Annotated in this window: 11 protein-coding genes and 1 pseudogene; 7 read left to right on the top strand and 5 right to left on the bottom strand. The window is 64.0% G+C overall.

The window, feature by feature from the left end; genetic code table 11:
* The 3 genes and pseudogenes from ACK5NW_RS15165 to ligA form a co-directional block, all read left to right on the top strand.
* Positions 1-544: pseudogene (locus tag ACK5NW_RS15165) on the top strand (chromosome segregation protein SMC); the annotation flags it as partial.
* Between the two features lie 178 nt (positions 545-722).
* Positions 723-1802, top strand: coding sequence for a cell division protein ZipA C-terminal FtsZ-binding domain-containing protein (locus tag ACK5NW_RS15160; protein ID WP_416929562.1), 1080 nt, complete (start codon positions 723-725; stop codon positions 1800-1802).
* Between the two features lie 46 nt (positions 1803-1848).
* Positions 1849-3993, top strand: coding sequence for an NAD-dependent DNA ligase LigA (gene ligA, locus ACK5NW_RS15155; protein WP_416929560.1), 2145 nt, complete (start codon positions 1849-1851; stop codon positions 3991-3993).
* A gap of 44 nt (positions 3994-4037) precedes the next feature.
* Here ligA and ACK5NW_RS15150 read toward each other — a convergent pair whose 3' ends face one another.
* A complete protein-coding gene (locus tag ACK5NW_RS15150; RefSeq protein WP_416929558.1) occupies positions 4038-4397 on the bottom strand; it encodes a hypothetical protein in 360 nt (119 codons plus the stop codon).
* A gap of 348 nt (positions 4398-4745) precedes the next feature.
* On the opposite strand from ACK5NW_RS15150, the gene ACK5NW_RS15145 reads away from it, so the two are divergent.
* On the top strand, positions 4746-5756 hold the full coding sequence (locus tag ACK5NW_RS15145; RefSeq protein WP_416929556.1) for an FHA domain-containing protein: 1011 nt from the start codon (positions 4746-4748) through the stop codon (positions 5754-5756).
* A 124-nt stretch (positions 5757-5880) separates the two neighbouring features.
* Positions 5881-7302 carry a DNA recombination protein RmuC gene (gene rmuC, locus ACK5NW_RS15140; protein ID WP_416929554.1) on the top strand — a complete coding sequence of 474 codons (1422 nt, stop codon included), beginning with the start codon at positions 5881-5883 and terminating at the stop codon, positions 7300-7302.
* Positions 7303-7333: 31 nt separating this feature from the next.
* On the opposite strand, the gene ACK5NW_RS15135 is transcribed toward rmuC, so the two are convergent.
* The 4 genes from ACK5NW_RS15135 to ACK5NW_RS15120 all read right to left on the bottom strand — a co-directional run bounded on the left by ACK5NW_RS15135 (position 7334) and on the right by ACK5NW_RS15120 (position 15004).
* Complete coding sequence (locus tag ACK5NW_RS15135) at positions 7334-7789, bottom strand: RidA family protein (RefSeq protein WP_416929566.1); 456 nt, start codon at positions 7787-7789, stop codon at positions 7334-7336.
* Between the two features lie 46 nt (positions 7790-7835).
* Positions 7836-8786 carry a transglutaminase family protein gene (locus ACK5NW_RS15130; protein ID WP_416929552.1) on the bottom strand — a complete coding sequence of 317 codons (951 nt, stop codon included), beginning with the start codon at positions 8784-8786 and terminating at the stop codon, positions 7836-7838.
* A 17-nt stretch (positions 8787-8803) separates the two neighbouring features.
* Complete coding sequence (locus ACK5NW_RS15125) at positions 8804-11395, bottom strand: circularly permuted type 2 ATP-grasp protein (protein ID WP_416929550.1); 2592 nt, start codon at positions 11393-11395, stop codon at positions 8804-8806.
* A gap of 111 nt (positions 11396-11506) precedes the next feature.
* Positions 11507-15004, bottom strand: a complete 3498-nt coding sequence (locus ACK5NW_RS15120) for a DUF2126 domain-containing protein (protein WP_416929548.1) — start codon at positions 15002-15004, stop codon at positions 11507-11509.
* 242 nt (positions 15005-15246) lie between these two features.
* Between ACK5NW_RS15120 and ACK5NW_RS15115 the strand changes: the two genes are divergently transcribed.
* Positions 15247-17820, top strand: a complete 2574-nt coding sequence (locus ACK5NW_RS15115) for a DNA internalization-related competence protein ComEC/Rec2 (protein WP_416929546.1) — start codon at positions 15247-15249, stop codon at positions 17818-17820.
* A gap of 107 nt (positions 17821-17927) precedes the next feature.
* Complete coding sequence (locus ACK5NW_RS15110) at positions 17928-19391, top strand: circularly permuted type 2 ATP-grasp protein (protein ID WP_416929544.1); 1464 nt, start codon at positions 17928-17930, stop codon at positions 19389-19391.
* Positions 19392-19412 lie beyond the last annotated feature (21 nt).

Here is a 19412-nt window from a genome sequence, read left to right as displayed (position 1 = left end):
GTCGGCCGACCTGATCGAGGCCATGATCACGCTGGAAGACGCGATCAAGAAGATCGACGCCGAAACCCGGGAGTTGCTCTCGGGCACCTTCAACGCGGTCAACCAGCACTTTGGCACCATGTTCCCCGAACTGTTCGGCGGCGGCAACGCGCGGTTGGTCATCACCGGTGACGAGATCCTGGACTCCGGGGTGCAGGTCATGGCCCACCCACCGGGCAAAAAGAACCAGACCATCCACCTGCTGTCGGGCGGCGAGAAGGCGCTGACGGCCATTGCGCTGGTGTTTGCCATCTTCCAGCTCAACCCCGCGCCGTTCTGCCTGCTGGACGAGGTGGACGCCCCGCTGGACGACGCCAACACCGAGCGCTACGCCAGGCTGGTTACCCGCATGAGCGGGCAGGGCACGCAGTTCTTGTTCATCAGCCACAACAAGATCGCCATGGAAATGGCCGAGCAACTGATCGGCGTCACCATGCAAGAGCAGGGTGTGTCACGCATCGTGGCGGTGGACATGGAAAGCGCCGTGGGGATGGCGGAGGTATGACATCAGATACGACATCCACCCTAAGCTGCTGCGCAACTTCCCCCCACGGGGACGACGCTGCTGAGCGGGGAAACCCCGGCCAGAGCGTCTGCTGGACTGGCCTGCTCCGCGGCCATCTGAATTGCATGCTGATGTGCTCAAGTGCAGGCATGGTCATCCTCAAAGAGGTGTTTCAGGCATGAATTCTTTGCAAGTGGGCTTGGCGATTGCCGGGGGGGTGATTCTGGGCGGCGTGATCGCCTACAACACTTGGAACGCGCGCCGTAATGAGCCGCGCCAGGCCCAGCCCGACAGTCGGCCCGCCCCCTTGCCAGACCGGGTAGAGCCGGGCATGGGCGGCGACCAGCCGGTGGCTGAAGGCGGGCGGGTGGAGCCTTCGTTCGATACCGCCTCGGCGCTGTCGCCTTTGGGGCCAGTGCCTGCGCCTGACAAACGCCCGCATCTGGACGCGTTGATTGACGTGATTGCGCCCATTGCGCTGGACGGGCGGGTGGTGTCGGGCGATGCGCTGCTGGCCGCGCTGCCCGCCACGCGTCGCGTGGGCAGCAAGCCGTTTGCTGTCGAAGCGCAAAAAGAGTCCGGCGGCGGATGGGAGTTCCCGGCGACCGGCCAACGCTATGCCGCGCTGCAAGCGGGCGTGCAAATGGCCAACCGAACCGGGGCGCTGAATGAGATCGAATACTCTGAATTCGTGGTCAAAGCCCAGCGCTATGCCGACGCTGTGGGCGGCGCGCCTGAGTTTCCCGACATGCTGGACGAAATTGCGCGCGCACGCGAGCTGGATCAGTTTGCCAGCCAGCACGACGCCCAACTGAGCTTGACCCTGCGCGCCCGCGGTGCCAGTTGGAGTCCCGGTTTTGTGCACCAGCAAGCCGCACGGCTGGGGTTTGTGGCGGGGGTGGTTGCCGGGCGCATGGTGCTGCCGTCCAGTCAGCCGGGCTTGCCACCGCTGCTGGATTTGAGCTTTGACCCACGGGCGGTGCTGGCCGAAGACCCGGTGCACACGGCCATCACATCGGTCACGCTGAACCTGGATGTGCCCCAAGTACACCGCAGCGAGCAGCCCTTTGACCGTCTGCGAGATGCTGCACTGAGCTTGGCGCAAGCCATGGACGGCATCATCACCGACGATGCGGGCCAGCGCCTGCAAGCCGAGACCATCGAATCCATCGGCAGCGACTTGAATCATCTGTACGACGCGCTGGATCAACACGACCTGGCCGCTGGCTCGCCCCAGGCCAGAAGGCTTTTTAGCTGACCACCTTTGTGGCGTTGCCACGCTTGCTGAATATACGCATCAAGCTATGACTATTGAAGCAACAACGGTAAATCAGGCGGCCGATCTGCGCCAGCGCCTGAACCGCGCGGCGCACCAGTACTACACGCTGGACGCCCCCGAGCTGCCCGATGCCGAGTACGACCGGCTGTTCCAGCAGCTTCAGACGCTGGAGGCTGAACACCCCGAATTGCGCACGCCAGATTCGCCCACCCAGCGTGTGGGCGGTGCAGTGCTCGATGGCCTGGCTGCGGTGCGGCACGCCGTGGCCATGCTCAGCATCCGCACCGAAACCGACACATCGCCCAAGGGGGCCGAGGTGTTCGATCAGCGCGTGCGCGATTTTTTCGCCAGCGAGCAGCGCCGCACCTTGCTCAAAACCACCGACGAACGTTATCGGGCTGAACCGCTGGGTGCCGAAGCATTGGCCGTGCTGGGCGGTGCGCCCGTGGCTTATGTGGCTGAACCGAAGTTCGACGGCCTGGCCATCAACCTGCGTTATGAACACGGCGTGTTGGTGCAGGCCGCCACGCGTGGTGATGGCGAGACCGGCGAGGACGTGACACAGAACATCCGCACCATTGGGCAGATTCCTTTGCGGCTCGAAGGGCAGGTGCCGCCCGTGCTGGAAGTGCGCGGCGAGGTCTACATGCGCCGTGACGACTTCGAGGCTCTGAACGAGCGCATGCGTCAGCGCATGGCGGCAGGCGACAAGGCGGCCAAGACTTTCGTCAACCCGCGCAACACGGCAGCCGGGGCGGTGCGCCAGCTCGATCCGGCGCTGGTGGCTGATCGGCCTTTGTCGTTTTATGCCTATGGTCTGGGCGAGATGACGCCAGCGGGCGAGGGTGGCCTGACGTTCAGTGGCCACTGGCAATTGTTGCAGGCGCTGAAAAGTTGGGGCTTTCCGGTTTCAGTGCTGGTTCGTCCTGCGCAAGGTGCTCAAGAATTAATAGCGTTTCACGCTGATATGGCCGCCCAACGCGACGCACTGCCGTTCGACATCGACGGCGTGGTTTACAAAGTGGACAGCACCGTGCTGCAACGCGAGCTGGGCTTCGCCACCCGCGAGCCGCGCTGGGCCGTGGCGCACAAATACCCGGCGCAAGAACAGCTCACGACGGTGCAGGCCATCGACGTGCAGGTGGGCCGCACCGGCAAGCTCACGCCTGTGGCCAAGCTGGCCCCCGTGTTCGTGGGTGGCGTTACTGTCACCAACGCCACGCTGCACAACGAGCTGGAGGCGCGCCGCAAGGACGTTCGAGTGGGTGACACCGTGGTGGTGCGCCGGGCGGGCGACGTGATCCCCGAGGTGGTGAGCGTGTTGCCTGAAAAACGCCAGCCGGAGGCGGCTGAGTTCACCATGCCTGTCACCTGCCCGGTGTGCGACAGCACGGTGGTGCGTGAAGAAGGCGAGGCCGACCACCGCTGCACCGGCGGACTGTTCTGTCCGGCCCAGCGCAAGCAGGCGCTGCTGCACTTTGCCAGCCGCCGCGCCATGGACATCGAAGGCCTGGGCGACAAGCTGGTGGAGCAGTTGGTGGACGGCAACGTGGTCAAGAGCTTGCCCGATCTGTACCGCATGGGCTTCGTCAGTTTGGCGGCGCTGGAGCGCATGGCCGAAAAATCCGCACAGAACCTGATCGAAGCACTGGACAAATCAAAGCAAACCACGCTGGCGCGATTTTTATACGCGCTGGGCATCCGCCATGTGGGCGAAAGCACGGCCAAGGATTTGGTGCGCCACTTTGGTCAACTGGACGCGGTGATGGTCGCCACGCCCGAACAACTGTTGCAAGTGCCCGACGTCGGCCCGGTGGTGGCCCATAGCCTTCGCACCTTTTTTGACCAGCCGCACAACCGCGAAGTGGTCGATCAACTGCGCGCGGCGGGCATTACCTGGCCCGAAGGTGAACCTGCCGCTGCCGCCACGCTGCCGCTTGCGGGCCAGACCTTTGTGTTGACCGGCACGTTGCCCACGCTGAGCCGCGACGAAGCCAAAGCCTTGCTTGAAGCGGCGGGTGCCAAGGTGGCAGGCAGCGTAAGCAAGAAAACCCATTGCGTCGTCGCTGGGGCGGAGGCAGGCAGCAAGCTGGACAAGGCGCGCGATCTGGGTCTCAAGGTAATCGACGAAGATGGGTTGAGGGCGTTGCTGGCGCTCAACGGATCGTAACAACTCAAGACAGCGCCTGCCCGCTGCTTTTTACTGAAAGAGTGTCAGCGCCTATGGGTCGAGCGCAAAACGGTGGGGCGCGAAGCCATGCCTTTGGGCAGCATGCCGTCAAACAGTACCGACAGACTGACCATGCGCGTGCGGGCGGTTTTTTCGCCATACAAACCGGCCAGGGCCGCCATCAGTTCGGCGCGGACATACCACAGGGCTTGCGCATCGGCGCTGGCACGAATGCGGCGTGCCACCTGGGGGTAGCGGCGCGCGCCGTCGTCGCCCAGCATGTCGAGCATGGACAGGCGGATGTCCTCCAGCCGGTTGGCCACGCGGTCTGCGCGGGCGGTGCGGCCCGTCCAGCGGTCGTAAATTTCGGTAAGTGACAGCGAGGGCAACCAGCGTATCGTCATTTAAAAAATCAATGCAAAATAATGCGAATAACAATCTGATGGTATGAAATACTAATCCATTGGGCGAGTTTGGCCTTGACACAGGCGACTATCAAAGACAGTGATGTTGTTACATGGCGACGCATTTAAAAGGGTATACCGCTTGTGCGACCCCTATTCGCAGAAAGTGGCTGCTTCGCGCACGTTATCCTTTGATCACCACGGCACACTAAAATGCCGGGCCTCCCAAAGATGGCCTCATGCATGGCAGCGTGTGTGTCGTAACTGTATGTCGCGACTGTGTGCCGCAACAGGCTTCAGGTATCGCGCTGACGCCATTTAAAACAACAACCCCAAAACGCCCCCGACATGACCGCTCCCATCACCATCGTGTTCATCGACCTGACTGGCAGCACGGCTGCGTATGAGGCGCTGGGCAATGAGCAGGCGGCCGGCGCCATTTTAAAAATCACCCAGTGGGTGGGCCGCGTGTGCGAGGCGCATGGCGGCAGAACCATCAAATACCTGGGCGATGGTGTGCTGGCCAGTTTTGATGCAGGGATGCAGGCCGTTGAAGCGGTGGTGTTCATGCAGCAAAACCATACTGAGCGCATGCAGGACTGGCCCGAGCCGCTGCGCATGGGGTTGAAAATCGGCATGGCGGCGGGCAATGTGGTGGAAATGGCATCCGACACCTATGGCGATTCAGTCAATTTGGCCGCGCGCCTGTCGGACATGGCCGGGCCGTTCGTGATCTGGGCTGACGAATCGGTGGTGCAACAACTGGGGCCGCGCCCCGGTGGGGCAGGCATGGCCCAGAGCGAGGCGCTTGCCGGAGTGCGCTTTCGTTCGCTGGGCGCGGTGCGCGTGCGCGGCATGGTGCAAACGCCCTCGGTGTTCCAGATCGAATGGAACAAGGACTTGGCCACCCAGTTGCTGACCATGCCGGGCGAGCTGCTGGAGAACATGCCCGCCTACGGCAACGATGCCAGCATTGCCCTGGCCTGGCTGGGCAGCAGCGCCGTGTTTGCCGCCAGCGATATGCCGATACTGATTGGGCGCATTCCTGATTGCGGCTTTGTGGTCAGCGACCAACGTGTGTCACGCCAGCACGTGAGGCTGGAGTGGGTGGACGGCGCATTTGTACTGACTGATTTGAGCAGTTTTGGTTGCTGGGTGCGGTTTCAAGATGACGTGGGCACGGAGCTTCACCTGCGCCGCAGCCAGTGCATTTTGCATGCCACTGGGGAGGTGGCGCTGGGCGCGCCGTTCAGCGATTTCAGCGCGCCGGTGATGGCCTTCAATGTCCTCAACATGAGTGGCACAGCAGAGCATGCCAGCGCCACGCCATCGCTGTTCGACGACATGGGGGGGTTGTAAGCGCTGGCCCTGTGCAGTCGGCGTGTGGCGGGCGTGGTGCAGTTTTTGCGCATCCCCACCCGTGGCGGGTATTCATCGCCCGATCTGAACACACAGCATGAAGCCACCAGAAATTTTTCAGTCCATGAACGCTTTTATTTCGTCTGACGCGCTGCTGGGCCTGGCGCTGGCTGCGTTGTTGCTCAACCTGATTTTGGTGCTCGTGCTGCTGTGGCGTCGCCCGCGCCGCCCTGAAGATGTGGCTGGGCGCGATGAGTTGCAACAGTTGCTGCACACACGCCTGGACGTCAGCAGTGAACGGCTGGAGCGCGAATTGCGGCAGGAAATCGGCGGCAGTGCGCGCGATGGGCGCCAGGAGCTGCTGCACACGTTGGGCACTTTCCAGAACGCACTGATGCAGCAAGGCGCTGAATCCACACGCACGCAAAACGCCCAGATCGACGCCTTTGCCCAGCAACTGGCGCAATTGCGCGGCACGCTGGCCGAAACCTTGACGCAGCAGTTGCAGGACTTGAGCGAGCAAAACGCGCGCCGCCTGCACGAAGTGCGCGGCACGCTGGAGCAGCAGTTGGGCGCGCTGCAAGCGGCCAACACCGCCAAGCTCGAAGAGATGCGCCGCACGGTGGACGAAAAACTCCAGGCCACGCTGGAGCAGCGTCTGGGCGAGAGTTTTCGGCAAGTGGCCGAACGGCTGGAACAGGTGCACAAGGGCCTGGGCGAAATGCACACCCTGGCCCAAGGCGTGGGCGACTTGAAACACTTGCTGACCAATGTCAAAACACGCGGCATGTTTGGCGAAGCGCAATTGGGGCAGTTGCTGGAGCAGGTGTTTTCACCCGAACAATATGCCGAACAGGTATCCACCCGACCGGCAAGCCGTGAGCGGGTGGACTTTGCCATCCGCCTGCCGGGCCGCGGTGGTGATGACAACACACCCGTGTGGTTGCCCATTGATGCGAAATTTCCCAACGAAGATTACGAGCGCCTGCTGCAAGCGCAGGAAAACGCCGACCCGGTGGCTGCCGAGGTCGCTGCAAAGGCGCTGGAGCAGCGCATCCGGCTGGAAGCGCGCGCCATTGGTGACAAATACCTGGAGCCGCCGCACACTACCGATTTCGCCATTCTGTTTTTGCCCACCGAAGGGTTGTACGCCGAGGTGCTGCGTCGCCCCGGCCTGATGACGCAGTTGCAGCGCCAGCATCGCGTGACGCTGGCTGGCCCCACCACGCTGCTGGCCATGCTCAGCAGTTTACAAATGGGTTTTCGCACGCTGGCTTTGGAAAAGCGCAGCAGTGAAGTCTGGCAGGTGCTGGGGGCGGTGAAGACCGAGTTTGGCAAGTTTGGCGACGTGCTGGCGCGCGTCAAATCACAAACGCAAACCGTGCTGAACACGCTGGATGCGGCGCAGACACGCACCAACGTGATGAACCGCGCCTTGAAAAAAGTGGAAGCTTTGCCCGATGCGCAAACCCAGCAACTGCTGCCGGGCGATGGCGATACGGATGCTGATTCAAAGCCTAGTGTCGAAGCCGAATTTTCAAGCTAAATTTTCAAGCTCAATCAGACGATGGCAGCGTTCAACTGATTTCGGCAATCAGCTCGATTTCCACGCAGGCTCCCAGCGGAATTTGCACTACCCCAAAAGCGCTGCGCGCGTGCTGGCCGCGTTCGCCCAGCACCTCGGCCAGAAGTTCAGAGCAGCCGTTGGTGACCAGGTGCTGCTCGGTAAAGTCGGGCGTGGAACACACCAGGCTCATCACCTTGACGATGCGGTTGATGCGACTCAAGTCGCCCAGCGCCGCATGCAGCGTGCCCAGCATGTCGATGGCGATGTGGCGCGCTGCGGCCTGGCCGTCCACGGTGGTCAGGTTATGGCCCAGGCGGCCGACGTGGGGCTTGCCGTCTTTACGCGCAATGTGGCCTGACAGATAAATGCGGTTGCCGGTAATGACGTAAGGCACGTAAGCGGCGGCGGGTGCGGACAAGGGGGGCAGTTCGATGCCCAGTTGCTGGAGTTTGTCGTAGGCGTTCATGGTCGTGGAGCCAAGGTGGTGGGGTGTCCGCATGGCGCGGGCGGCATTAAGAGGTAAGGGAAGATCCAACGAGCGGCGTGTCGAACAGCTTGTCATCGCCGCACGGCTCGACTGTAACCCCAACGTGCAGCTCGTGGCTACCGCTGCCGTGGATCACGCCGCGCATGGGCGAGATGTCGGCAAAGTCGCGCCCGACGGCCAGACGCACGAAATCCTCGCCCGGCGTGCCCCAGCCGTCGCGGTTGTTGGTGGGGTCCAGGTCGTACCAGCCGTGGCCTGCGTGTTGTTCGGCCAGATCGGGCAAAAACACCGATACCCAGGCGTGTGAGGCGTCGCTGCCAATCAAGCGCGGTTGACCGGGCGGCGGCTGCGTCAACAAATAGCCGGACACATAGCGCGCGGGCAAGCCCAGTGAACGCAGGCACGACAGCATGACATGCGAAAAATCCTGACACACGCCGCGTCGCTGGGCCAGTGCTTCAGCGGCGGGGGTGTTGATTTCGGTGCTGTTGCTGGCGTAGGTGAAGTCGGTATGCACGCGCTGCATCAGCTCGCGTGCGGCGTCCAGCAAGGGTCGTCCTGGGGTGAACGAAGGCTGCGCATAGTCAGTGAACACCTCGCCCGGGTGCACATGCACCGATGGGTAAATGCCTTCAGCCGCGGGGTGCCAGTGCGCACCGGCGTGGTAGACGAACTGATCGCGCACCGCTTCCCAGCCGATCTGGCTGGCCACAGGCTCAGGCGCTTGCGTGTCGATCAGGCAGCGGGCGCGCACCAGCAGTTGGTCGTGCGGGCTGGCGATTTCAAAATAAGCGCGCACATTGCGGTACACGTCCAGCGATTCGGTCAGCACCACGGGCGTGGGTGACACTTCCAGCCGGGCGTCCAGCCGGTGTTGCGCACGGGTGTGGGGCGGGGTCAGGTACACCATGTGCTGCGCTGCCTCGACGGCGGGCGCATACACGTAGCGGGTGTCATGGGTGATGCGAAGGCGCATGGCTTATTGAGGTGATATCAAGCGCCGAGGCTGCGGCGTTCGTCGCCCGTGTGTGAAAAGTGGCGCAACCCGATGTCGTCCGACAGGCCGACGCCGATCTCGATCTGGCCTTGCAGCCAGGCTTGCAGGTGAATGAAATCGCCAATGCCGTCGTGTGTGCACAGGCGGGGCAGCGCCGTGCCTTCAGGCACTTGCAGGCGCGGCGCCAGAGTTTGCAGGTCTTCGGGTTCGTTGGCGTCCAGTTGGGCCAGTTGGGTTTGCAGATCGTGGATCACGCCGCCGATCGAGCGGGGGTTTTGTCGGTTCAGCGCCAGATGGGCAATCAGCGCGGCAATGCCCCGGCTACGCTGGTGGCGGGCGTGGAATGAGATGGTGGAATCAAACAGATCCAGCACCACGGCGTAACCCGCCGCATCGTGCACGGCGTTGGTGTAAAAGCCTTTGGACAGCGCTTCGCTCAGCCAAATCAGCCGCTCGATCAGTCGACCCACGGTGAGCATGCGCCAACCGTCGTCGCGCCACATGCGGTCTTGCTGCAAGCCGGTGACGGCCGACAGCGTGCGCGACAGTTGGGCCAGCACCAATTGGGCGTCGGCACCGGCACCCAGACCGGCCCCGCGCAGCGACTGGCTTTCGCTGAGAAAGCTTTCTTCGGCGTCCTTGACGGCGTTCCAGTGCTCGGTGGACATGCGCTCGCGCACCGCTGTCGCGCTTTGGCGCAGCGCGCTCAGGGCGTGACCCATGCCGGGGGTGTCGCTGCCGGTGTCGCCCAGGTGGTCGAGCAGCAGGCGTTCAAATTCGGCCTGGTCTTGCAGGGGTGAGGTGCCGTCTTCAGGCACTAGGCCTGCGGCCTCGGCCATCTGGCCCAGCCACATCAGCACGGCGGGCGATGGGTCTTCGTCGCCGTGCAGGGTTTCCAGGATGATTTCGGCCAGACGGCAACTGTTTTCGGCCCGTTCGGTGTAGCGGCCGAGCCAGTACAGGCTTTCGGCGGCGCGGCTGGTGATCAGGCGTTCGCGCAGCACCAGGGTGGTGGATTCGGGCGTGATGGCAGCCAGCCCTGCGCCCTGGTCAGCTTCGGCCGCATCGGGCGGACGCAGCTCGCCCAGCACCCAGGTGTCGGTGCTGCTGCCGCCCGATGCCATGGTGGCCATGCCTGCGCTGCCGCCCACCAGCCGCGTCATGCCGCCGGGCAACACGCGCCATGAACCGGGGCCGTCGCACAGCGCAAACACGCGCAAAATGGCCGCGCGTGGCTGGATCCGGCCACCTGATTCGTGGTCAACCCAGGTGGGCATTTGCGACGGTGGCAGATAAGCCTGCACCGTGTGCTCTTCGGGTGTGCGCTGGATGCTGGCCCGCCAAGAATCGAGCGTTTCGGTGCTCATCAGTGGCCCCACGCCGACGTTGAAGGTGCCCCGGCTGGTGGACCAGGGGTAGGTGGGTTTGATGACGCAGCGGCCCAGTTGCGGCAGCACGTCGCGCATGGCCGCAGGCTCGCCACACCACCAGGTGTGCAAGGCCGGCAAGCTGAGTTCTTCATCCAGCAAATGCTGCGCCAGTGCGGGCAAAAAACCCAACAAGGCGCTGGACTCCAGAAAGCCCGCGCCCGGCGTGTTGGCCACCAGTACGTTGCCCGCGCGCACGGCCTGCATCAGTCCGGGCACGCCCAGGCGCGATTCGGGGCGCATTTCCAGCGGGTCTAAAAAAGCGTCGTCCATGCGCTTGATCAGGCCGTGTACTGGCTGCAAGCCACGCAGGGTTTTCAGGAACAGCCGCTGGTTGCGCACCGTCAGGTCGCTGCCTTCGGCCAGCGTCACACCCAGGTAACGCGCCAGATAGGCGTGTTCAAAATAAGTTTCGTTGTACGGCCCGGGCGTCAGCAAGGCAATGTGGGCGTCGCCATCGCTGTGCGGGGCCATGCGTTTGATGGCGTTGATAAAGCGGCGATAGGTATCGGCCAGACGACGCACGCGCATGCCCTGAAAGGCGTTGGGAAACTGGCCAGATACGCTCAGGCGGTTTTCCAGCAGATAGCCCAGGCCCGACGGCGCTTGCGTGCGCTGGGTGACCACCCACCAAAAGCCTTGCGGGCCGCGCGCCAGATCAAACGCCACGGTGTGCAGGTGCATGCCGCCCAGCGCAGGCATGCCGTGCATGGCGCGCAGGTATTCGGGATGGCCTTGTACCAGAGCGGCGGGCAGCAGACCGTCTTTGAGCAGACGGCGCTCGCCATACATGTCGCGCATGATGGCGTCCAGCACGCGCACGCGCTGCAATACCCCGGCTTCGATGCGCTGCCAGTCGCCCGGCGTGATGAGCAGCGGAAACAGATCCAGCGGCCAGGGCCGTTGCAGGTTGGCGTCGTCGGCGCGCACGTTGTAGGTCACACCGTGCTCGCGCAACTGGCGGCGTAAACGGGCGGCGCGGCGATCCAGCTCTGCGCCGGGGTCGGCGCTCAGGTAGCTGGCAAAGTCTTGCCAGACAGGCGCAAAGCGCGTGCGGTCTGACCAGTTGACACTGTCGTCGTGGGGTGTGCCAAGCAGTTCATCAAAATGCCCTTGTTCGGCAAACGAAAACGGGTTGGATGGCGAAGACAAAGCGTTCACAGCGTTTGGGGGTTGAGCAGGCCTGCACCATCATGGTGCCGATTCGGGCGGGCGCCATTGTCGCATTGACGCCCGCTGCTACTGCGCGAAACTTTCTTCGTCAATGTATGTTCACATGCGCCATGCGGCGGCACGCCGCAAGTCCAGCGTGCACGGAAATTCACGCGAACCCGGCTGGTGCAGCGTGGCCGCAGGCACAGCCATGGTGCCTGCGGTGTGCCCGGTGCGGAAAAAGCGCGCCAGACGGCGGCTTTCAGCCTCGTAGGCGTTGACGGGGAAAGTGCTGTAGTTGCGCCCGCCGGGGTGGGCCACGTGGTACTGGCAGCCGCCGACCGAGCGGCCATTCCAGGTGTCGAACACGTCAAACACCAGTGGCCCGTGCGGCTGGATGCTGGGGTGCAATGACGACCAGGGGTTCCACGCCTTGAAGCGCACGCCCGCCACATAGTCGCCTTCGGCACCCAGGGCCTGTAAGGGCAGCGCCTGACCGTTGCAGGTGATGGCGTAGCGCGAGGGGTTGAAGTCACGCACGTGCACTTGCAGCCGCTCCAGCGACGAATCGACATAGCGCGCGGTGCCGCTGCCGGTGTTTTCTTCGCCCATGACGTGCCAGGGTTCGAGCGCGTTGCGCAGGGTGATTTGCATGCCCAGTACGTTCAGCTCTCCCACCACCGGGAATCGGAACTCGAAGTGCGGCGCAAACCATTGGCTGTCGAACGCAAAACCTGCGCGGCGCAGATCGTCGATCACGTCGTCAAAGTCTTGCCGTATGTAGGCGGGCAGCATGAAGCGGTCGTGCAATTGCGTGCCCCAGCGCGCAGCCGGGGCGGTGTACGGCGTGCGCCAAAAGCGCGCCACCAGCGCGCGCATCAGCAATTGCTGGGCAATCGACATGCGCGCGTGCGGCGGCATCTCGAAGGCGCGCATTTCCAGCAGGCCCAGGCGGCCGGTGGCCGAGTCGGGCGAATACAGCTTGTCGATGCAAAACTCGCTGTGGTGGGTGTTGCCTGTGACGTCGATCAGGATGTTGCGCAAGCTGCGATCGACCAGCCACGGCAACATCGCCTCGCCATGGCGCTGGCGGGCGGCGTGAATTTCTTGCAGCGCAATTTCCAGCTCATAAAGCTGGTCGTTGCGCGCTTCATCCACGCGCGGGGCCTGGCTGGTGGGGCCGATGAACAGGCCGCTGAACAGGTAGCTGAGCGAGGGATGGTTGTGCCAGTACAGAATCAGGCTGGCCAGCAGCTCGGGTTGGCGCAAAAAAGGGCTGTCATTCGGCGTCGCGCCGCCCAGCACGAAGTGGTTACCGCCGCCGGTGCCCATGTGGCGGCCGTCGGTCATGAACTTTTCGGCCGACAGGCGGCTTTCAAACGCCTGTTGGTACAAAAACTCGGTGTTGTCGACCAAATCGCGCCAGTTGTCTACGGGCTGGATGTTGGCCTCGATCACACCGGGGTCGGGCGTGATTTGCAGCATGCGCACGCGGCGGTCGCGTGGCGGGCCGTAGCCTTCGAGCACCACCGGCAGTTGCAGTTTTTCTGCCGTGTCTTCCACGGCGCTGACCAGCGCCAGATAGTCTTCCAGCGCGTCCAGCGGCGGCATGAAGACGTACAGGATGCTCGATTGCCCAGCCTTCAGCGCATATTGGGCCACTGCTGCCTGGTGCGCGCTGCGGGCGGCGCGGCGCGCCTGGGCCTGTTCGTCATCACCTTCGATGTCGGGCAGCGCCGGATCGGCCGTGTGCGAGCGCACCGGGTCGCGCACTTCCACACACAGTGCGGTGCGTGGCACCCAGCGGGCTGATTCGTGGCGTTGCGGGGTGCGGTCTTCGGGATGCACTGAACCTGAAGTTTGACCGTCGTCGGCGTCCAGCAGCAGCTCGTCGGCCACGGACGGATCGAAGGGGTCTTTGGGATAGGCGCGCGGCAACTCGTCATCACTGACCCAGGGCAGGCTGGCCAGCGGCAGGCGGTAACCCATGGGCGAATCGCCTGGCATCAGGTACAGCCGGTCGTCGCGCTGCCACCAGCGCCCGGTGAGCCAGCGCGGGCGCTGGGCGGCGGGCACGCCGGGCATGAAGTCGGGCTGTGCGGCCAGTTGCGAGCTGGCTTGCAGCGGCAGCAGGTAGCCGATGGCCTTGTCCAGCCCGTGGGTGAATACGCGGCGCAGGCGGGCGCGTTCTTGCTCGTCGTCCAGACGTGAGTCGAACGGGTCGACATTGACGGGCAGACGCCGTTCGGCCTGGATGTAGTGCCACGGGTCTTCGTAACCGGCGCGGATGGTGTCGGCACCCACGCCCAGCCGCTCTGCCAGCGCGTGGATGAAGCGCTGGGCGTCTTCGGCCTTGGCGTGGTGCGGCTGGCGTTCGTCGGCTTGCAGCGCAGGGTTGCGCCACAGGGGCTGACCGTCGGGGCGCCAGAACAGGCTGAGCGCCCAGCGCGGCAGTTGCTCGCCGGGGTACCACTTGCCCTGGCCCAGGTGCAGGAAGCCGTTGGGGCCGTAACGGTTTTTCAGGCGGTGCAGCAAATCGAGTGCGAACACGCGCTTGGTGGGGCCCAGGGCGGCGGTGTTCCATTCGGCACCGTCGCGGTCGTCGATGCCGACGAAGGTCGGCTCGCCGCCCATGGTCAGGCGCACGTCGTCGGCCTTCAACTGCGCATCAACTTCGTCGCCCAGCTTCAGGATGGCTTGCCACTGCGCGTCGCTGTAGGGCAGAGTGACGCGCGGTGATTCGTGGATGCGCGTGACCTGCATGTGGTGCTCAAACGCTACCTCGGCCGACTCCATCAGGCCTTCGATGGGCGCTGCGCCCGAGGGTTGGGGCGTGCAGGCCAGCGGAATGTGGCCTTCGCCGGCCAGCAGGCCCGAGGTGGGGTCGAGCCCGATCCAGCCGGCGCCGGGCAAATAAACCTCGCACCAGGCGTGCAGGTCGGTGAAATCCACTTCGGTACCACTGGGGCCGTCGAGCGACTTTTGATCGGCCTTGAGCTGGATCAGGTAACCCGAGACAAAGCGCGCTGCCAGCCCACAGTGGCGTAGCAGTTGCACCAGCAGCCAGCCCGAGTCGCGGCACGAGCCGCTGCGTTTGGTGAGCGTTTCTTCAGGCGTTTGCACACCGGGTTCCATGCGGATGAGATAGCCGATGTCGTGCTGCAAGCGCTGGTTCAGGCCTACCAGGAAGTCGATGGTGCGCTGCGGGTGGCGGTCGATGCCTTGCAGGTACTGGCTGAACTGCGGTGTTGGCGTGTCCTTGGCCAGATAGGGGGCGAGTTCTTCTTTCAGCAACGGGGCGTAGGCAAAGGGAAAGTGCTCGGCTTCAGGCTCCAGAAAAAAGTCGAACGGGTTGTACACCGCCATCTCGGCCACCAGATCGACGGTGACTTTGAATTCGGTGGTCTTTTCCGGGAACACCAGCCGCGCCTGCCAGTTGGCAAACGGGTCTTGCTGCCAGTTGATGAAGTGCTGGGCCGGTTCGACCTTGAGCGAGTAGGAGATGATCTTGCTGCGACAGTGCGGCGCAGGGCGCAGGCGCACCAGTTGCGGGCCCAGTTGCACCGGACGGTCGTAGCGGTAATGGGTGATGTGTTGCAGCGCGGCGTGGATGGACATGGAAAGTGAAGGCGGGAAGTTGAAGGTTGAAGGTGGGGTGGGGCTGGAGTGAAGGGGTAAAACAGAGTCAGCAAAAGCCGGGTTACGCTTTCATCCTAGCAATATTTGTGCGCAGCCTGCTTGACCTGCTGACCAAGGCGCAGCCTGCTGTCCCAAGGAATTGTTTTATGCATCAAACTGGCCTCTGGCGCTTGATAGGCAAGCGCTGAAAGCTATCAAATATGTAGAAATATGTGGTTTTGATGGATCGTCAACGACCCGCTTCAGGATTCGCTTCGGATCAGCATGCCCGGCGCTGGGGCTGGGCGCTGGCGGCGGCCATGCTGGGGTGGGTGGCGGGCACGGCGCTGCAATTGCAGCAGCCTGCGCTGTGGTCTGGACAGGCGTATGGCGCAGTAGCGTTGTGGGGGCTGGCAGCGGCGGTGGCGGCGCGAATCAACCGAAGCCGGGTGCGCACCATGGCCGTGTGGTGGCTGCTGGCGGCAGCGTGCATGGCGTGGGCGGCCACGGGCGCACGGGCGGTGCGGGTGCAGGCACAGGCCATGCCCCTTGCGCTGGAAGGCCAGGACGTGCAGGTGACGGGGGTGATCAGTCGCATGCCCCAGCGCAGCAGCACGGGCTGGCGTTGGCGCTTTGACGTTGAGCACGCCACGCACGCGGGCCGCCCGGTCACACTGCCGCGCTATGTGCAACTGGCGTGGTACGCAGCGCCGCAGGGGACGGCCCATCCTGACTGGCGCGCGGGTGATCGCTGGGCTTTCACCGTGCGGCTGAAAGCGCCGCACGGCAATCTGAACCCCCACGGCTTTGACTACGAGCTGTGGCTGTGGGAGCAGGGTGTGCGGGCCACCGGTTATGTGCGCACGGGCCGGGTTGATGCGCCACCGCGCCTGCTGGCGCGCGCCGTGGCGCACCCGGTGGAGCGCTGGCGCCAGCGGGTGCGCGACCGCATTCTGGGGCAGAGCGCTTCAGGCGATGAGGCAGCGGATGGTCCACAGCGGCTGCGTGATGAACGCTTGCGTGGCATTGTGGCGGCACTGGTCACGGGCGATCAGAACGTGATCGCACGGGCGGACTGGGACGTGTTCCGCGCCACTGGCGTGGCGCATTTGATGAGCATCAGCGGGCTGCACATCACCATGTTCGCCTGGCTGGCCATTGCGCTGGTCGGCTGGGTGTGGCGACGCAGCGCGCGCTGGCGCTGGCTTGGACGCATCAACCCTCGGCTGAATCCGTGTCTGTGGTTGCCCGCGCCCCATGCTGCCTTGATCGGCGGTGTGTTACTGGCGGCGGGCTACGCGCTGTTCAGCGGCTGGGGTGTGCCCGCGCAGCGCACGGTGCTGATGCTGGCGGCGCTGGCCGCACTCAGGCTGGCGGGGCTGCGCTGGCCGTGGTGGATGGGTTGGCTGCTAGCGTGTGCCGTGGTGCTGGTGCTGGACCCGTGGGCCTGGCTGCAAGCGGGTTTCTGGCTCAGTTTTGTGGCGGTGGGGGTGCTGTTTGCCAGCCATGCAAGGGCTGATGACGCAAGGGCTGACGGCGCAGCGCCATCGGACATGCGTGCGCGGCTGGGTCAATTGTTGCGCGAGCAGGCGGTGGTGACCGCCGTGCTGACGCCGCTGACACTGCTGCTGTTCGGGCAGGCGTCGCTGGTGGGGCTGTTGGCCAATCTGGTGGCCATTCCGTGGGTGACGCTGCTGGTCACCCCACTGTCGCTGTTGGGCGTGGGGTGGGCACCGCTGTGGCAGGTGGCGGTGTGGGCATTGACGCCGCTGGCTGCGCTGCTGCAAGCTTTGGCGACCTGGCCATGGGCCACGGTGTCCCTGCCTGCCGCGCCGTTGATATTGGGTGTGGTGGCCGTGGCGGGCGGTGTGCTGCTGGCTTTGCGCGGGCCGTGGCCGTTGCGTTTGCTGGGTGTGCCGTTGATGATGCCTTTGCTGCTGTGGCAGCCGCCGCGGCCAGCGCCGGGGCAATTCGCTCTGTTGGCCGCTGATGTGGGGCAGGGCACGGCAGTGCTGGTGCGCACGGCCACGCACACGCTGCTGTACGACGCCGGGCCGCGCTATTCGCAAGACAGCGACGCTGGTCAGCGCGTGCTGGTGCCCTTGCTGCGCGCTTTGGGCGAGCGTGTGGACACCCTGGTGCTGAGCCACCGCGACAGCGACCACACTGGCGGTGCCGGGGCGGTGCTGGCCATGCAGCCGCAGGCGACAGTGCTGTCGTCGATTGAAGATGGCCACCCGCTGCACAGTGCGCACGCCATGACCGGCTGTGAGGCTGGGCAAGGCTGGCAATGGGATGGCGTGATCTTTGAAATGCTGCATCCGGCAGCGCATGCCTATGCCGATGTCCATGCCCGCAGGCCCAAGCCCAAACCCAATACCTTGAGTTGCGTGTTGCACGTGCGAAGTGCCAATGCCGGAGTGGAGGCCGACACGGGAGCCAGTGTCTTGCTGATGGGTGACCTGGAAGCCGCGCAAGAGCGACTATTGGCTCTTGATCTGGCGCAAGCGCCGCCCGTGGATGTGCTGCTGGTGCCGCACCACGGCAGCCGCACTTCGTCCAGCGCGGCGTTGCTGCAAGCGGCGCGCCCGCGTTGGGGCTGGGTGCAGGCGGGGTACCGCAACCGTTTTGGACACCCGGCGATCAGCGTGACGGCACGCTACAGTGCGCATGGTGTGCGGCTGCTGGATTCGCCCGCCTGCGGTGCAATGCACTGGCACAGTGCACGCCCCGATGTGGTGCGGTGCGAGCGCCAGCAGGCACGCCGCTACTGGTGGCATCAGCCCCCACCGGCACAGACGTGGCCAATGCAGTGAAGAGTGCAATAAAAAAAGCGCACAGCCAAAGTGATGGCCCGCGACTTGCTATGCTGTAGTGGTGAAAAAAAACGTTATGAGAAACAAGCGTCAGGAGAATTCAGGACATGCACCCGTTTGACGAAATGTACGAAGCCGTAGCCCAGAGCGCGGCCAGCCCGGTGGCAGGCGCAGCGGTGCGCGCGCACTACCGCAGCTATGCCAGTTGGTTGGCGGGCCAAGACGATACGCTGATGCGCTCGCGCCGTGACGAGGCCGAGTTGATCTTCCGTCGGGTGGGCATCACCTTCGCGGTGTATGGGGCCAAAGACGAAGATGGCTCGGGCACCGAGCGGCTGATCCCGTTCGATTTGATCCCGCGCATCATCCCCGCCGACGAATGGCGCGAAATGCGGCGCGGGCTGGTGCAGCGCGTGACGGCGCTCAACCGCTTTTTGCACGACGTGTACCACGATCAGGAAATTCTCAAAGCCGGTGTGGTGCCCGCAGAACAAGTGCTGAACAACGCGCAATACCGCCCCATCATGCAGGGCGTGGACTTGCCCAATAACGTGTATTCCAGCATCTCGGGCATCGACATCGTGCGCGCCGCTGACGATCAGGGCAAAGGCGTGTATTACGTGCTGGAAGACAACCTGCGCGTGCCCTCGGGCGTGAGCTACATGCTGGAAAACCGCAAGATGATGATGCGGCTGTTTCCCAGCCTGTTTGCCAACCACCGTGTGGCCCCAGTAGCGCATTACCCCGATTTGTTGCTGGAAACCCTGCGCGCCAGCAGCCCGGCGGGCATTGCCGCGCCCACCGTGGTGGTGCTGACGCCCGGCATGTACAACAGCGCCTACTTTGAACACGCTTTTTTGGCCCAGCAAATGGGTGTGGAGTTGGTCGAGGGGCAAGACCTGTTCGTCAAGGAAGATTTTGTTTACATGCGCACCACGCGCGGCCCCAAGCGGGTGGACGTGATTTACCGCCGGGTGGACGACGACTTCATGGATCCGGAGGCGTTCCGTCCTGATTCATCGCTGGGCTGCGCGGGCATCATGCGCGCCTACCGCGCGGGCCACGTGACCATCTGCAATGCGGTGGGCACCGGCGTGGCCGACGACAAGTCGATCTACCCTTATGTGCCCAAGATGATCGAGTTTTATCTGGGCGAAAAACCGATTTTGCAAAACGTGCCCACTTACATGTGCCGCGAACCCGACAGCCTGAAATACGTGCTGGCCAACATGAAGGATCTGGTGGTCAAAGAAGTGCATGGCGCAGGCGGCTACGGCATGCTGGTCGGCCCGGCATCGACCCAGGCCGAGATTGAAGAGTTTCGCCAGGCTGTGATCGCCAGGCCAGACGGCTACATCGCCCAGCCCACGCTCAGCCTGTCAAGCTGCCCCACCTATGTGGAAAGCGGTATCGCGCCGCGCCACATCGATTTGCGTCCCTTTGTGCTGTCGGGCACCGAGGTGCAAATGGCCCCTGGCGGGCTGACGCGCGTGGCGCTGAAAGAAGGCTCTTTGGTGGTCAACTCGTCGCAGGGCGGGGGCACCAAGGACACGTGGATTTTGGAGGTTTGAGTGCGCGCGTCGTCGATGCCC

Origin of the sequence: Ottowia sp. (assembly GCF_047975795.1) — a bacterium.
GTDB lineage: Bacteria > Pseudomonadota > Gammaproteobacteria > Burkholderiales > Burkholderiaceae_C > Ottowia.
This window is presented reverse-complemented; position numbering and strand designations above follow the sequence as displayed.

Coding starts and splice junctions, on each gene's coding strand:
- ACK5NW_RS15145 (WP_416929556.1), top strand. CDS start 4,746: ATGACCGCTCCCATCACCATCGTGTTCATCGACCTGACTGGCAGCACG.
- ACK5NW_RS15115 (WP_416929546.1), top strand. CDS start 15,247: ATGGATCGTCAACGACCCGCTTCAGGATTCGCTTCGGATCAGCATGCC.
- rmuC (WP_416929554.1), top strand. CDS start 5,881: ATGAACGCTTTTATTTCGTCTGACGCGCTGCTGGGCCTGGCGCTGGCT.
- ACK5NW_RS15135 (WP_416929566.1), bottom strand. CDS start 7,789: ATGAACGCCTACGACAAACTCCAGCAACTGGGCATCGAACTGCCCCCC.
- ACK5NW_RS15120 (WP_416929548.1), bottom strand. CDS start 15,004: ATGTCCATCCACGCCGCGCTGCAACACATCACCCATTACCGCTACGAC.
- ligA (WP_416929560.1), top strand. CDS start 1,849: ATGACTATTGAAGCAACAACGGTAAATCAGGCGGCCGATCTGCGCCAG.
- ACK5NW_RS15160 (WP_416929562.1), top strand. CDS start 723: ATGAATTCTTTGCAAGTGGGCTTGGCGATTGCCGGGGGGGTGATTCTG.
- ACK5NW_RS15150 (WP_416929558.1), bottom strand. CDS start 4,397: ATGACGATACGCTGGTTGCCCTCGCTGTCACTTACCGAAATTTACGAC.
- ACK5NW_RS15130 (WP_416929552.1), bottom strand. CDS start 8,786: ATGCGCCTTCGCATCACCCATGACACCCGCTACGTGTATGCGCCCGCC.
- ACK5NW_RS15110 (WP_416929544.1), top strand. CDS start 17,928: ATGCACCCGTTTGACGAAATGTACGAAGCCGTAGCCCAGAGCGCGGCC.